Source organism: Klebsiella sp. Q11 (assembly GCF_964241505.1).
Lineage (GTDB): Bacteria > Pseudomonadota > Gammaproteobacteria > Enterobacterales > Enterobacteriaceae > Klebsiella > Klebsiella michiganensis.
In genome coordinates, this window is sequence record NZ_CAXSXW010000014.1 from 12008 (window position 1) to 27053 (window position 15046).

Below are 15046 nucleotides of genomic sequence, written 5' to 3' on the forward strand. Positions count from 1 at the left end.
CGTGTTAACTCTGCTACACCTGTTGTCCGCCGTCGCCCTACTGGTGTGGGGCACCCATATCGTCCGTACCGGCGTGATGCGCGTCTACGGCGCTCGTCTGCGAAGCGTGCTCAGCAGCAGCGTGGAGAAAAAACCGCTCGCCTTCTGCGCGGGGATCGGCGTTACCGCGCTGGTGCAGAGCAGCAACGCCACCACCATGCTGGTCACCTCTTTTGTCGCTCAGGATCTGGTGGCGCTGGCCCCTGCGCTGGTGATGGTGCTGGGCGCTGACGTCGGTACCGCGCTGATGGCGAGGGTGCTGACCTTCGATCTGTCCTGGCTTTCGCCGCTGCTGATTTTTATCGGCGTGATTTTCTTCCTTGGGCGCAAGCAAACGCGCGCGGGCCAGCTCGGGCGCGTGGGGATTGGTCTGGGCTTGATTCTGCTGGCGCTGGAGCTGATCGTTCAGGCGGTGCATCCCATCACCCAGGCTAACGGCGTGCAGGTGATTTTTGCCTCGTTGACCGGCGATATTATGCTGGATGCGCTGATCGGCGCGGTGTTTGCCATCATCAGCTATTCAAGCCTGGCAGCGGTGCTGCTGACCGCAACGTTAACCGCCACCGGCGTGATTTCGTTTCCGGTGGCGCTGTGCCTGGTGATCGGCGCCAACCTCGGATCCGGGCTGCTGGCCATGCTAAACAACAGCGGCGCCAATGCCGCCGCGCGCCGCGTGGCGCTCGGCAGCCTGCTGTTTAAGCTGGTGGGTAGCCTGATTATCCTGCCGTTTGTGCATCTGTTGGCAAACGTCATGGATGAGCTTCCGCTGCAAAAATCCGAACTGGTTATCTATTTCCACGTCTTCTACAACCTGATCCGCTGTATCGCCATGGTGCCGTTTGCCGGCCCCATGGCTAACCTCTGTAAGCGTCTGATTCGCGATGAGCCCGAGCTGGACGCGCGGCTGAAGCCGAAGCATCTTGATACTTCGGCGCTGGATACGCCCGCCCTGGCGCTGGCCAATGCCGCCCGCGAAACCCTGCGTATTGGCGATGCCATGGAGCAGATGCTGGAAAGCCTGCATAAAGTGATGCACGGCGAGCCGCGTGAGGAGAAAGAGCTGCGGCGGATGGCGGACGATATCAACGTACTTTACACCGCCATTAAGCTCTATCTGGCGCGGATGCCGAAAGAGGAGCTGGCGGATGAGGAGTCCCGCCGCTGGGCGGAAATTATCGAAATGGCGCTTAACCTCGAGCAGGCTTCGGATATCGTCGAAAGAATGGGCAGCGAGATCGCCGATAAATCGCTGGCCGCGCGGCGCGCGTTCTCCATGGAGGGATTAAAAGAGCTGGATGCCCTCTACGAGCAGCTGCTCAGCAATCTGCAGCTGGCGATGTCGGTCTTCTTCTCCGGCGACGTGCCGAGCGCCCGCCGCCTGCGCCGCAGCAAGCATCGTTTTCGTATCATGAACCGTCGCTACTCGCATGCCCACGTTGACCGCCTGCATCAGCAAAACGTGCAGAGTATTGAGACCAGTACGCTGCACCTGGCGCTGCTGGGCGATATGAAGCGTCTGAATTCACTGTTCTGCTCGGTGGCCTATAGCGTGATGGAGCAGCCGGATGAGGACGATGAGCGCGATGATTATTAAGCGCTGATGTGCCGCCTGACATCCCCGGCTCGCGCTGCGCTTAGCCGGGCTACAGGTATACCGCGGTCTGCGGGATGGTAGCCCGGACAGATGCGCAGCATCGCCTCCGGGGAATTATGCCACTCTGCGCTTTGCTCCCGGGGACGGCGCAGAGCGCCTTGCCCGGGCTACGAGATCTCCACCGTCTGCGGGATGGTAGCCCGGACAGATGCGCAGCATCGCCTCCGGGTAATTATGCCACTCTGCGCTTTGCTCCCGGGGGCGGCGCAGAGCGCCTTGCCCGGGCTACGAGTTCTCCACCGTCTGCGGGATGGTAGCCCGGACAGGCGCGCAGCATCGCCTCCGGGTAATTATGCCACTCTGCGCTTTGCTCCCGGGGACGGCGCAGAGCGCCTTGCCCGGGCTACGAGTTCTTCACCGTCTGCGGGATGGTAGCCCGGACAGGCGCGCAGCGCCGCCTCCGGGAAACGTGCGCACGGGGTTTAGAAACGATGACCGGCGTTGAGGGTCACCGCGTCTTCTCCGGCTCTGAATACCAGCGTTGGATTCGGGCCGCCAAGGGTAGCGTGGCCCTGCGTCACCTGTATCCAGTTGCCTTCCGGCAGGCCGATAATCGTCAGCTCTGGCGCAACCACCAGCAGCTCGCGGATCCGCTGTTCGCGGGTCTCGCCTTTATGGCCTTCCGGCAGCGCGTTGGTGAAATGCGGGTTAATTTGCAGCGGGAACAGCCCCAGCGCAGCAAAACCGTTAGGGTCGACAATCGGCATATCGTTAGTGGTGCGAATCGTCGGGCAGGCCAGGTTAGCGCCCGCGCTCCAGCCGATATACAGCGCCCCGCGCTTCACCACATCCACCATCGGCGCCAGCAGGCCGCGTTCGCGGCACTCTTTCAGCAGCTGAAAGGTATTGCCGCCGCCGACGATAACTATCTCCGCATTCTCAATCGCCGACACCGGGTCCGCGACGCTGTGAATACCGGTAACCGTAACGCCCATTGGGCTGAAGACGGCGGCGGTTTTCGCGGTGTAATCATCCCAGGTTTGCGTCACCCCGGCAAAAGGGATGAATACCGCAGAACGGCGGCCATTTAGCTGCCCGGCAATGGTCGGCAGCGCATGTTCCAGCCAGGCTTTGCCCGGCAGCGTTGAGTTACTCAATAGCAGCAGTTCCATTATTTCTCCATTTGACCAGATGATTATTCGGGCAGAGATGTTATCACAGGATATCTTACCGCTTGCTGACGTGGCTCACGCTGGGACGCGCTGAGCAAAGCGGAACGGTGATTATTGGCGCAGCGACTCTCTGAATTAATCTGGAAAGTGCCTCGCAGACTGACTCTACCGGGCGTGACAGGTTAGCGGGAACCGCTTAGTTTTACGTTGATGATTCACAGGCAAAGAATAGAAAATGCTCGTTTATTACGCTAATCTGAGGCATGTCATGCGCATTACCATGGGGGCTATCATGCGCACTACGTCGAACGTTAAAAAATCAGTCAATGTCTCGCTTTCGCCTGAAATCCTGGAAGAGGCGCGTAAACTTAAAATCAACATTTCGGCGGTTTTAACGGAAGCTTTACTTGAGAAATTTCGTGAGCACAAACGTGAAGAGTGGTTACGAGACAATAAGAAATCGATCGATACGATTAACCAATGGGTAGAAGAAAACGGTTCGTTTAGTGATTTTCAAAGGCCGTTCTGATGGAACAATATTGCGCTTATGAGAATACGGGAAGCGGTAAAAAGGTTTTCCCTTATTTAATCAACCTGCAGCATCCGGTCGCGAATGTCCTGAAGCATATCCTGGTTGCCCCTGTGATAGAACAAAACCAACTACCTGATACCCAGCCTCCGACCAAAATTTGTCCCGTGATTACGATTGCCGGTCAAACTTATATTGTGATGACGCATATGATGGCGGGTTTACCGCAGAAAGAACTGGGCAAGCGGGTTGCTGATTTGACGGCGGACAGGGCTGCGCTGCGCGATGCAATCGACTTTCTGATCAACGGTTATTAGAGCGCCCTCCCTGGCGCTCTCCGTTTTGCCCTTATCCTCTGGCAAAGGCCGCGGCTTCAGCGACCAGCGCCGCGTCCGGACGCACGCCGGTGTAGAGCGCAAACTGCTCCACCGCCTGCAGGGCAATCACCTCCGCGCCGCTGATAACGCGCTTGTCCAGCCTCTGCGCCAGCTTGATGAGCGGGGTTTCCGGCGGCAGAGCGACCACGTCAAATATCACGTCGGCCCGTTCCACCATCGTCGGGCTAAAGGCCAGAGTTTCGCTTTCCGCGCCGCCCGCCATGCCGAGCGGCGTGACGTTAACCAGAATATCCGCCGCGATTCCCTCCGGCCTGGGCTGCCACTGAAAACCGTACTGCTTTGCCAGCGCCAGGCCGCGCTCGCGATGGCGGGCGGCGATAATCACATCGCGGAAACCGGCATCGCGGAAGGCGGCGATGACCGCTTTGCCCATTCCGCCGCTGCCCTGGATCATCACTTTGGCTGAGGAATCGAGCTGATAGCTGTCAATCAGGCTTTTCACCGCGATATAGTCGGTATTCAGCCCGGTCAGCCTGCCGTCGTCGTTGACGATGGTGTTGACCGAATCAATCGCCTTTGCCGAAGGGGCAAGCGCGTCAAGATACGCTATGCAGCTCTCTTTAAACGGCATAGAGACCGCGCAGCCGCGAATGCCTAATGCGCGCACGCCGTTTACCGCCGCGGCTATATCCTGGGTCGTAAACGCTTTATAGATATAGTTCAGCCCCAGCTTTTCATACAGGTAGTTATGAAAGCGGGTGCCGAAGTTACCCGGGCGACCGGCCAGCGACATGCACAACAGCGTATCGCGATCAATCATGAGCAATATCCTCCGCGTGGGCCAGAAGATACTCTTCCGCCTCTTTTGACCAGATACCGTGGTGACGTTCCATAATCGCCGCCAGCTGCGGGTCGCTAATGTTTCCCAGCGGCGTAAGCGGAATGTTTTTTCCGGTATAAACCAGCTTCTTACCGCCGCCTACCGCCGGTAAATCCAGGGTGGTCGCGCCCGCCGCGTTCAGCCCCAGAATATGAGTCACCACCTTCGCGGTCTGCACCTTTTTCTCCTGCATCAGCGCTACGGCGGCGCGCATATCGTCGGTATTGCCGCCGGAGGTGCCCACGTAGTGGGTGAAGGCGTAATGCACATCGTAAAAATTGATCGGTGCGCTGAACTGCTTATCCTGCGGGCCGGCAAAAAAGTTCAGGCAGCCGTCCGGGGCCAGCAGCGAGGATGCCAGGGTGATGAGCTGTTCGTTAGGGACGAAGACGAAGATATCGTCAAAGCCGTGGCCGCCGGAGAGCGCCATCAGCGTTTCGCGGCTGGCGTCGCGCCCATCCAGATAGTGGATCAGCGTTTGCGGCTCGGAGGGATAGTGCTGGCGCGCATAGCTGAGCTTTGGCTTATTGGTATCGGTGACCACCAGCAGCGCCGGGTTGATCGGGCCATGCAGCGCGTAGTCGATGGCCAGTAGCCCCATCGGGCCGGTGCCGCCGAGGATCAGCGTGCGGCCCTGCGGGCGAATGCCCATCACATGGTTATAGCTGCCTTCCTGCAGATGATAGTTGGCGTTGAAGGCGCCAATCACGCAGGAAAGCGGCTCCACCAGCGAGCCTTCAAACCAGGTATCGCCTTCCCAGGAAAGCAAACAATCCTGTTCCATCACCTCGTTGGGGATCACCACGTGGGTGGCCTCGCCGCCGATCCATGGAAAAGAATAACCGGGGCAGTCCGGGCGATCCGGCAGCTGCAGGTTGGCCTGAATCACATAGCGCTGGCCGGCGTGAAACTTGTGCTGCCACTTTTTGCCGACGGCGATAATCTCCCCGCAGAACTCATGGCCGATAATGATTGGGTTCGTCGCCACATCGTCCGGCACCTTTTTGTGGTCCTCGCCCTGGTTCGCCTCTTTCCACGAGGAGAGGCACAGGCTGTCGGTGACCACCCTGGCGAGAATTTCATCATCCTGCATCGCCGGAAGTTCAAAGGTTTCCAGGCGCAGATCGCGTTTGCCGTAGAGCCGCAGGGCTGTTGTTGTTTGCATGTTTACCACCTCATCCCCTTCATCTTTCGCATGACGGCTGCGAAATCTTTTGGGTTTAACTTGTTGAAGTAGCCCCGGCATCGCCGGGGCGGAAAAATCAGGACAGGAAGCCCAGCGCGTTACCGATAATCCCCAAACCGAAGAGGGCGAAAATCAGCCATACCGGGTTCACTTTCTTATTGAGCAGGCGCACCATCAGCAGCGTCAGGCCCAGAGCCAGCAGGCCGGGGCAGAGCTGATCGAGGATGTCCTGTACGGTCATGGTGACGGTCGAGCCGTCGGCGCCCGGGGTTTGCGAGACCACCAGCGGGACGTTGATGGTGGTCCACTTGGTCACCAGCACGCCCATCACAAACAGGCCAAGAATGGAGGCGCCTTCGGTCAGTTTTTGCAGCAGGTTGCCGCCCATATCGCTGACGATATTGACCCCTTTACGGAAGCCAAGCTGCAGCCCGTACCACTTCATCGCCAGACGTACCGCGTTGAAAATAAAGAAGAACAGCAGCGGTCCAAGAATATTGCCGGAGAGCGCCAGCGAGGCGCCGAGGGCGGCGGTAATCGGCCGCAGCGTGCCCCATACCAGCGGGTCGCCCACGCCTGCCAGCGGCCCCATCAGGCCAACTTTGATCCCGTTGATGGCGCCATCGTCGATAGCGGCGCCGTTGGCCCGGGCTTCCTCCATCGCGGCGGTGACGCCAATCACCGGCCCGCAGACTGCCGGAGTGGTGTTGAAGAACACCAGATGGCGCTTCAGCGCGGCGACCTGATCCTCCTTCAGCGGGTAGAGGCGCTTGATGGCCGGGATCATGTCGTAGCAGAAGCCAAGCCCGTGAATACGTTCGAAGTTGAATGACGCCTGCTGCAGGTTGGAGCGCAGAAACATGCTCACCAGGTCGCCTTGGGTAATTTTTCTCTGTTCCATGTTGGGCTCCATCAGTCGTCAAGCTGGTCAAGGGCAGTGGAAGAGGTGGCGGCGGCCTGCGGTTCGGGTTTACGCCACTGCGGATTAAGCTGGATATAAATCAGCGCGATGATGACCCCGACGCCGCCGAAGGCCAGCAGGCTAAAGTCGAGATAGCCGCCCGCGAGGAAGCCGAGGAAGAAGAAGGGCATCAGATACTTCACGCCCATCATGCGCAGCACCATGGCGTAGCCGACCACCACGATAAAACCGCCGGCGATTTGCAGACCGCGGGTGACGAATTCCGGAATGGCGTTGAGCATATTGCTGACCATATCCGCGCTGACAAACAGAGAAACGATGAGTGCGGGAATGGCGACGCGCAGCGCCTGAACGCCCAGCGCAGACACGTGCAGCAGATCGATTGTTCTGAAGCGCGCCTCTTCCGCGGCCTTATCCGCCGCGTGCTGGAACACCACGGTAATGGTGCGGGCGAACACGGTGAGCACCTGACCTGCGGCAGCGACCGGCAGCGCAATCGCTATTCCGGTAGCGATGCTTTGCTGGCCCACGATCACCAGGATGGCGGAGATAATGCTGGCTAACGCCGAATCCGGAGACTGCGCCGCGCCGACGTTCATCCAGCCGAGCGCGATCAGCTCCAGCGTCCCGCCGAGCATAATACCGGTTTTTAGATCGCCGAGAATTAAGCCAATCACGGTACAGGCGATTAATGGCCGGTGCGTCTGGAATTCATCCAGCACGCTGCCCATCCCGGCAATACAGGAAAAAATAAATATGGCGATTATTTGTAGGGTACTTATTTCCATAATTTGTCACCTTGAGGGTATAGAAATCCCTGCCTTTTACGGCATTTACACAATGTTCTTCAGGCTGCCTCTTTGTTGACTGCATTCTCTCGCCCCAGTCACATAGTTAGCTATGCTGCTGGTGACTCGCTCATTTGCCGCCGCGATGCATCCAGAATGACAGTGTGTAATAAAAGGCGCGTTTTATTATTCTGTAACGGACTGCTCTGCTATTTTATCGAGAATATTAACCGACGGATCCGAAGCCACGACGCGTAAATCAAGCTTAACGCCCAGCTTATCTAACTGCTGAAAGGCATTAATATCCGCTGCGTCTAATGACACCGCTTTGGTTAACTGTTTTTTACCCGGTCGCCAGGCCATGCCGCCAATATTCAGCGTGGCTATTTTGACGCCCTGCTGCACCATGGTTAATACGTCCTGCGGATTAGTGAATAAATAAAAAACCGTTTCGTCCTGATATTGCGGGTTGTGATAAACGGCGACGGCTTTCTCGATATTCACCACATTGACCTTCATGCCCGGCGGCGCGGCCTGGCGAAGCAGCGTGCGGCGAACGTCGTCGTTATACACGTCGTCATTACAGATAATGATGCGCTGGGCGTTGGCCACTTTTGACCAAACGGTGGTGACCTGGCCGTGAATCAGGCGGTCATCAATGCGTGCGAGCGTAATGTTCATCAGAAATCCTCCTCAATGGTTTCCGGCTGCCGCCAGGTGACGCAGCACTGGCTGGCGATGGTCTCAAGATGTTGGCACAGTGCTTCTGCATTCATCGTTTGCTGGTTATCGACCAGCTCCAGAGCCAGCGGTAGCGACAGGCCGCTGATGACCCGAAGCTGCGGGTTGCGCATCGCCAGGCCGGCGGCGGCGTTCCACGGGCTGCCGCACTGTAGATCGACGGCGATGAGCCACTCCTCCACTTTGTGAGTACTTACCAACTTTTCAAGCTTATCGGCGATATCGCCCGCGTTTTCCCCCGGTACAAACGCCACGGCGCTGACGTGGACATCGCCGTAAACCATGCGCACCGAGTCGAGCATGGCGCAGGCCAGCTGACCGTGAGCGCAGAAGATGACGTTAACCATGTTTCCCCCTTAGCCGCGCGTTTTGCCGCCCGCAATGTTAGTGGTTACTCCGGTAATGTAGCTGGCGCGCTCTGAGAGCAGATAGCAAACAAAATCAGCAACTTCGCTGAGACGGCCGGAGCGACCAACAGGAATCGCATTTTTGCTATAGCCTTCGCGCAGCTGTTCGACGGTGATATTGCGGGTCCAGGCCAGCGCTTCTTCATATTCCGGCGTACGCAGCCCGGTTTTTTCCAGAATGCCCGGCGCGACGCCTACGACGCGAATACCGTGCTTGCCCAGCTCTTTCGACCAGGAGCGGGTAAAGCTGTTCAGCGCGGCTTTGGTCGCGGCGTAGCAGCTCTGGCCTTCAGAGCCTTCGAGACCGCTTTCCGACGAGACGTTAACAATCACGCCGCTGCGCTGTTTAACCATCTGGCGCGCCACCGCCTGCGACATCAGGAACACGCCTTTCTGGTTGATATTGACCATTTTTTCGAATGCCGCTTCATTTAATTCATAGCGACCGGACGGCGCTTTCTCATCGACTAATAAACGCGGGAAGTTGACGCCGGCGTTATTGACTAAACCATCAATGCGGCCAAAGCGCTGAATAATACTCTCGACGGTTTTATTCACTTCGCTGGCACTGGAAATATCGGTTGGGCAGAAATTATAATTAACGCGATTCTGATGTTTGTCGCCGCCGTGAATATCGATCATCTGCACGTTTGCGCCCTGGGCTAATAACTCATCGACAATCGCCAGGCCGATTCCTGATGCGCCGCCGGTCACGATAATTATTTTGTCTTTTAAATTTAACCATGTATTCATTATCGACTCCTGTTTCTTTAGATAAAGGGATCCCCCGCAGCAGCGCTGCGTGAAATCATATTCTTGACATTTACTTCAGTAATGACTCAGCGGTTTCTCGATTCGTCACCAGACAATTAATGTAATGACCGTTTAAGGCGCCAAGAATCCCGGCGTATTTCTCCTCGCCCATGGCGATACCCACCGAGTAGCGCGCCTGCCTGAGTTTCGCCATTTCGATAGAGAGCGTTTTTTCGCTCATGGCGGTTTCGACCAGCGCGCCATCAATGTTGTAAAAACGCGAACAGATATCGCCGGCGACCTGGCGAGCGTTGAGATCGTCGCTCTCTTCACTGCCGTAAAATGCATGCCAGTTGGCGCCGTCGCGGATCGCCGGAGAACCAATGCCCACCAGCGCGACGTCCAGGTTATCCCAGTAGGAGGCAATCGTTTTAAAATGCCGGGACTGCATAATACCGTTGCGAATTAATGTGTTATCCAGCAGTGCCGGGAAATCAGCGAGATGAGATTCCGCTTTCAGCTTCGCCGCTGCGCCGTAGGTCAGCGTATTCACGTGGTAGCGACTTTCCAGTTTTCCGGAGGGGCCGCCGATAATCGGCACGCAGATAACCTGACGGGACTGGCTGGCCTGCGGCAGATTCTCCACCAGCGCGCGCACCGCCCGACCCCAGGAGAAGCCGACGATATCGCCCGGCTCCAGCAGCCTGTCGACCAATTGCGCGCCATGCAGGCCGATAAGATTGAGCTGATCCTCCTCCAGCAGTGAGTCGCAGGCCGCCACCACCGCCTCTTTGAGACCGAATTTTTGTTTTAGCTGCTGCTCAAGCCACAGATTTTCGTTGTAGTCGTAGTTGATGGCGATAGTGACGATGCCCTGCTCGCGGCCGCGCTTCAGCAGACGGCTGATAGTGGTGCGGTATATCCCCAGCTCGCGGGCAATCTGCGCCTGGGTCATATCCTGCTCATAGTAGAGCTGGGCGATTTTCACGATCAGACGAATATCGTCGCTGTTTTCCATCGTCACTGTCGGCTCCTGCACATTTGTGCAAATGGGAGAGTTGCTGTCATGATCTGATATAACCCCATCAGCGACCCGCTTCAAAGAAATTTTCCTCTATTTCATGATGATGTTCCGACCGTTTCTGTTGCACATTTGCGTTGCTTACCGGTGGTTTATGGCACCTTTGTGCCGGACGTGATAAGAGCCTGATTCTGCTTTGTTTCGCCGGGCAAAGTTGCCGGGCTTTCATGGGCACACTTTTGTGTTGAAAGGCGGGGCAGATCACATTTAGCGGCAGGCGACGAGAGCGCGATTCTTTTTTATCGCCCGCAAGGTAGGGTATATTTCGCTTTTACAGGAGATTTTATGCTGCCCGACTCATCAACCCGACTCAATAAATACATCAGCGAAAGCGGAATTTGCTCGCGTCGTGAAGCCGATCGCTTTATCGAACAAGGCAACGTTTTTATCAACGGCAAGCGCGCCACCATCGGCGACCAGGTTAAAGCGGGCGACGTGGTAAAGGTCAATGGCCGGTTGATTGAGCCGCGCGAAGCGGACGATCTGGTCCTGATTGCGCTGAATAAACCGGTTGGCATCGTCAGCACCACCGAAGACGGCGAACGCGACAACATCGTTGATTTCGTAAACCACAGCAAACGCGTTTTCCCCATCGGACGTCTGGATAAAGACTCCCAGGGGCTGATCTTTCTGACCAACCATGGCGATCTGGTGAATAAAATCCTGCGTGCCGGTAACGATCACGAAAAAGAGTATCTGGTCACCGTTGATAAGCCGGTGACCGATGAGTTTATCCGCGGCATGGGGGCGGGCGTACCGATTCTCGGCACGGTGACGAAGAAGTGCAAAGTGAAAAAAGAAGCGCCGTTTGTGTTCCGCATTACCCTGGTGCAGGGGCTGAATCGCCAGATCCGCCGGATGTGCGAACACTTTGGCTATGAAGTGACGAAGCTTGAGCGGACGCGGATCATGAACGTCAGCCTGACGGGGATCCCGCTGGGAGAGTGGCGCGATCTGACCGACGATGAGCTGATCGATCTTTTCAAACTGATTGAAAACTCGTCCTCAGAAGCGAAACCGAAGGCAAAAGCGAAGCCGAAAACGGCCGGCATCAAGCGTCCCGTCGTGGCGATTGAAAAAACCAGCGACAAGTCCTCCCGCCCGGCGTCGAACGGCAAACGCTTTACCGCGCCGGGGCGCAAGAAGAAAGGGCGTTAACGTCTGCCGCGCGTCGGGGTATTTGCCGACCAGGAAAACGAGGCCTCTGCGTCCGGTTTATAAGCCTGCTTTTTCTTCAGCTGGCGGGCTTTCTTAGCCTCGGCCTCGCGCAGGGCCATCAGTTTATCGATGTACTCTTTTTTCACGCTATTGGTTTCCGCGTTGGTCAGCGGACGGCCATGGGCGATGCGCGCGCGGTCGAGCAGGGTTTTCAGTTCGCGCTGTTCGCGCTCGGTCATCTCTTTTTGCGTGATGCGGGGGAGTGCCATAGTGGTGCCCTCAATTAGCCTGTGGTTTCAGTGTACGGTATTGGGGCTGACGTCTCACGGTAAATTGTTGTGCCTCGCAGAAAATCCCGGAGGCGGCGCTGCGCACCTGTCCGGGCTACAAAACCCGCAAGCTGCACGGACCGTAGCCCGGCTAAGCGCAGCGCAAGCCGGGAAAATTACGGGTTGTTAGCTCTCTTTTTCCGTTTGACGCGATTCATCCGCAATCGGCTTCCCTGACCAGTAACCGGCCAGCAGCGAGCCGGACAGGTTGTGCCAGACCGAGAACAGCGCCCCGGGCAGCGCGGCCAGCGGGCCAAAGTAGATTTTCCCCAGCGCGGCGGCAAGTCCGGAGTTCTGCATTCCCACCTCGATCGCCAGCGTGCGGCAGGTGGATTCGTCAAAGCCAAACAGCCGTCCGCCCCAGTAGCCGCCGAGCAGGCCGATGGTGTTATGCAGGATGACGGCGATAATCACCACAAAGCCTACGGAAGCGATATGCGATGCGGAACCGGCCACCACGGCGCAGATAATCGCCAGAATGCAGACCATCGAAAAGGCCGGCAGGAACGGCTCCACCGCCTTCACCACTTTCGGCAGCAGATGGTGCACTACCAGCCCCAGCGCAATCGGGATCACCACGATTTGCAGAATGCTGAGCAGCATCCCCATCACGTCCACCTGAATATGCGCATCCACGTACAGACGCGTCAGCAGCGGGGTGGCGACCACGCCAACCAGCGTGGAAACCGATGAGATGGTGACTGAGAGCGCGACGTCGCCTTTTGCCAGAAAGATCATCACGTTGGATGCCGTACCGCTGGCGACGCTGCCGACCAGCACCATCCCGGCGGAGAGCTCGGGCGGCATGTGAAAAATCAGCGCCAGCAGCCAGGCGGCGAGCGGCATCACCAGGTAGTGGAGAAAAATGCCTGCGGCGACCGGCGCGGGGCGAGAAAGCACGCGCTTAAAATCGTCGACTTTCAGATGCACGCCCATGCCGAACATAATCAGCATCAGCAGCGTCGGGACCCACGGGCCAACGGGGGTAAAAGTGGATGGCGTGTAATAGGCGATAACCGAGAGCAGCAGCGCCCATAATGGGAACAGCCGCGTAAGCGTGGCGAGCATGTTGTTTTCCTTGCACGTAAGTTGTGTTTGCTTGTTATAGACCGGCCGGGATCGAGCCCGGCCATCGCTATTGTTTATCGTGCTAAGACATATTATTCAAACAAATTATGCTCATGTTCCGCTGCGGATAAGCTCCCAGCTGAGTCCGAAGCGCGCTAAATATTTGCGCAAGCGGTCGGCATCGTTAGGGTTGGCCTTTTTTTGCCGGGAGACGGCGAACAGCTCGCGTCCGGCTTCGGAGAGCGAAGCGCTGCGTTGGCAGACCTCCAGCACCGTTTCCAGCTGGCGGCGATCGAACAGATCGATTTCCAGCGCAATATCAGGAGAAGATGTCGTGAGCTGCCAGCTCTCTTTCAGCAGCATTATCTCCTCTTCCGCAACGGCCAGCGTAATGCGCCCCTGCTCGGCCAGGGTCGCCATACGCGCCACGGAGGAGCCTAGCTCGCGGAAATTGCCGCGCCATTGCGCCTGCGGCGAGCAGGCAAAGGCCAGATAGCGTTCGCGGGCCTCTTTATCGAAGCGGATCTGCGTCTGCCGCTCGTTGGCCAGTCGCCGTAATTCATACTCCACGTTCGGCGCAATATCTTCCCGCCGCTGCGCCAGGCCGGGGAGGGCAAAGCGCCACATATTGATGCGCGCATAAAGATCTTCGCGAAAGCGCCCCTCCGCCACCCACTGCTGCATATCGCGATGCGTGCCGGCGATTAGCTGGAAGTCGCTGTGCACCTCTTTATCCGAGCCAAACGGGAAAAAGGTTTTTTCTTCGATGGCCTTCAGCAGCATAGCCTGCTCATCAAGCCCCAGCTCGGCGATTTCATCGAGAAACAGCACGCCGCCGTCGGCTTCGCGTAATAGCCCGGCGCGAGGCGTAACCGCGCCGGTAAACGCGCCTTTGACATGTCCAAACAGCGTGGACATGGCGTTATCACCGCGCAGCGTGGCGCAGTTTACCGCCATGAATTTTCCCGCCACCCGATGGCGCGACTGACGAAGCTGAAAAATACGTTTGGCGAGGACGGACTTCCCGGCGCCCGTTGGGCCGGTCAGCAGGATCGGATCGGTCGATCGGATCGCCACGCGCTCAATACGATCGATAAGCGCGTTGAACGTCGCATTACGCGTCTCGATACCCGCCTTCAGGAAGGAGACGGACTGCTGCTGCTCGCGCTGAAAGCGGCTGGTGAGCGCGGCGTAGCGGCTTAAGTCCAGATCGATCACCGAGTAAATACCGGCGGCGACGGCGTCATCCGCTGCGCCTTTCGGCGCAGGGCTGGTCTGCAGCAGGCTGGCGGGGAGATAGCGCGCTTCGGTCAGCAGGAACCAGCAGATCTGCGCCACGTGGGTCCCGGTGGTGATGTGCACCAGATACTCTTCGTTTTCGGTATCAAAGCGATAGCGGTTGGCGAAGTCGAGAAACGCCGCGTAGACCTCTTCAAAATCCCACGGATCGTTTATCTCAATCGTATGCGGGCGCACTTCGGTATGCGGCGAAAGCTGGGCGACATCGTCAATCAGCTTTTGCGCCATATTTTCATCACGCGGCTGGTGGAGAAGCTCCAGCCTGTCGACAGGAAAATCGGCCTGCTGGCATAGCCCAACGGTAGGCCGCCATTTTTTAAAGCGATTCGCCCGCTTGCCGCGTTTGTCCAGCACCGTTCCGAGGACGCCAATGACCACTCGCCGCTTTTTCATGTTTATCCCAAAAGATAAGTTTCGATATTTAAAGATAAAAAAACCTGCTGCCGGCGGCAAGCGTTACCGTTTGAATTAAAAACAAAAGCGTTATTAATCAATTGATTGAAAAATAACTCTCGCATTTTTTATTGTTGGCACGCAACTGGCAATATCCCTTCCGTCACGACGCTGAAAACGCAGGGGGTTAAACCTCGCCGGCACGCCAGGAACGGTACAGGCCGTTTTTCGGGCGCGTTCCGTCAGCCGATGACCACCAATGGGTTCGATTCCCGATTTCATCTCCAATGAAAACTGGTCGTTAATCATAGAAATAACGCGGGGTGATGCGCAGTCAGCACGCCCCACAGCAGGCCGCCGGTAAAGGCG

At 57.4% G+C, this 15046-nt stretch carries 17 protein-coding genes; 4 read left to right on the forward strand and 13 right to left on the reverse strand.

What is annotated here, in order from left to right:
- The first annotated feature begins 1 nt into the window (after position 1).
- Positions 2-1633, forward strand: coding sequence for a Na/Pi cotransporter family protein (locus ACESQ2_RS20840; RefSeq protein ID WP_009651734.1), 1632 nt, complete (start codon positions 2-4; stop codon positions 1631-1633).
- Between the two features lie 482 nt (positions 1634-2115).
- Here ACESQ2_RS20840 and pepE read toward each other — a convergent pair whose 3' ends face one another.
- Positions 2116-2805, reverse strand: coding sequence for a dipeptidase PepE (gene pepE, locus ACESQ2_RS20845; protein ID WP_014227515.1), 690 nt, complete (start codon positions 2803-2805; stop codon positions 2116-2118).
- Between the two features lie 235 nt (positions 2806-3040).
- Here pepE and ACESQ2_RS20850 point away from each other — a divergent pair, with 235 nt between their 5' ends.
- Complete coding sequence (locus ACESQ2_RS20850) at positions 3041-3334, forward strand: type II toxin-antitoxin system CcdA family antitoxin (protein WP_004138471.1); 294 nt, start codon at positions 3041-3043, stop codon at positions 3332-3334.
- Positions 3334-3651, forward strand: a complete 318-nt coding sequence (locus tag ACESQ2_RS20855) for a CcdB family protein (RefSeq protein WP_014837118.1) — start codon at positions 3334-3336, stop codon at positions 3649-3651. The genes ACESQ2_RS20850 and ACESQ2_RS20855 overlap by 1 nt, the downstream gene beginning before the upstream one ends.
- A gap of 31 nt (positions 3652-3682) precedes the next feature.
- Here the strand turns inward: ACESQ2_RS20855 and ACESQ2_RS20860 are convergent, their stop codons facing one another.
- From ACESQ2_RS20860 to ACESQ2_RS20895, 8 genes are all read right to left on the reverse strand, one after another.
- Positions 3683-4492, reverse strand: a complete 810-nt coding sequence (locus ACESQ2_RS20860) for a shikimate 5-dehydrogenase (RefSeq protein WP_049071052.1) — start codon at positions 4490-4492, stop codon at positions 3683-3685.
- On the reverse strand, positions 4485-5717 hold the full coding sequence (gene sorE, locus ACESQ2_RS20865; protein WP_025107714.1) for an L-sorbose 1-phosphate reductase: 1233 nt from the start codon (positions 5715-5717) through the stop codon (positions 4485-4487). Before sorE ends, ACESQ2_RS20860 begins: the two co-directional genes overlap by 8 nt.
- A 97-nt stretch (positions 5718-5814) precedes the next feature.
- Complete coding sequence (locus ACESQ2_RS20870; RefSeq protein WP_004097717.1) at positions 5815-6639, reverse strand: PTS system mannose/fructose/sorbose family transporter subunit IID; 825 nt, start codon at positions 6637-6639, stop codon at positions 5815-5817.
- An 11-nt stretch (positions 6640-6650) separates the two neighbouring features.
- Complete coding sequence (locus ACESQ2_RS20875) at positions 6651-7448, reverse strand: PTS mannose/fructose/sorbose transporter subunit IIC (protein WP_025107713.1); 798 nt, start codon at positions 7446-7448, stop codon at positions 6651-6653.
- A gap of 186 nt (positions 7449-7634) precedes the next feature.
- A complete protein-coding gene (locus tag ACESQ2_RS20880; protein WP_032747479.1) occupies positions 7635-8129 on the reverse strand; it encodes a mannose/fructose/sorbose PTS transporter subunit IIB in 495 nt (164 codons plus the stop codon).
- A complete protein-coding gene (locus tag ACESQ2_RS20885) occupies positions 8129-8536 on the reverse strand; it encodes a mannose/fructose/sorbose PTS transporter subunit IIA (RefSeq protein ID WP_373171194.1) in 408 nt (135 codons plus the stop codon). Before ACESQ2_RS20885 ends, ACESQ2_RS20880 begins: the two co-directional genes overlap by 1 nt.
- 9 nt (positions 8537-8545) lie before the next feature.
- On the reverse strand, positions 8546-9349 hold the full coding sequence (locus tag ACESQ2_RS20890; protein ID WP_049071056.1) for an SDR family oxidoreductase: 804 nt from the start codon (positions 9347-9349) through the stop codon (positions 8546-8548).
- 70 nt (positions 9350-9419) lie between these two features.
- Positions 9420-10367 (reverse strand): sugar-binding transcriptional regulator, encoded by a 948-nt coding sequence (locus tag ACESQ2_RS20895; RefSeq protein ID WP_046877739.1) that lies wholly within the window; start codon positions 10365-10367, stop codon positions 9420-9422.
- 348 nt (positions 10368-10715) lie between these two features.
- Between ACESQ2_RS20895 and rluF the strand changes: the two genes are divergently transcribed.
- Complete coding sequence (gene rluF / locus ACESQ2_RS20900) at positions 10716-11588, forward strand: 23S rRNA pseudouridine(2604) synthase RluF (protein WP_014227524.1); 873 nt, start codon at positions 10716-10718, stop codon at positions 11586-11588.
- Here the strand turns inward: rluF and ACESQ2_RS20905 are convergent.
- From ACESQ2_RS20905 to ACESQ2_RS20920, 4 genes are all read right to left on the reverse strand, one after another.
- Positions 11585-11857 (reverse strand): DUF3811 domain-containing protein, encoded by a 273-nt coding sequence (locus ACESQ2_RS20905; RefSeq protein WP_009653910.1) that lies wholly within the window; start codon positions 11855-11857, stop codon positions 11585-11587. The two genes, rluF and ACESQ2_RS20905, sit on opposite strands and share 4 nt — an antisense overlap.
- A gap of 186 nt (positions 11858-12043) precedes the next feature.
- Complete coding sequence (panS, locus tag ACESQ2_RS20910) at positions 12044-12985, reverse strand: ketopantoate/pantoate/pantothenate transporter PanS (protein WP_185219705.1); 942 nt, start codon at positions 12983-12985, stop codon at positions 12044-12046.
- 111 nt (positions 12986-13096) lie between these two features.
- Entirely contained in the window at positions 13097-14677 is a 1581-nt protein-coding gene (rtcR, locus tag ACESQ2_RS20915; RefSeq protein WP_049071105.1) for an RNA repair transcriptional activator RtcR, read from the reverse strand.
- A 93-nt stretch (positions 14678-14770) separates the two neighbouring features.
- Complete coding sequence (locus ACESQ2_RS20920; protein WP_071846154.1) at positions 14771-14986, reverse strand: hypothetical protein; 216 nt, start codon at positions 14984-14986, stop codon at positions 14771-14773.
- Positions 14987-15046: the final 60 nt, after the last annotated feature.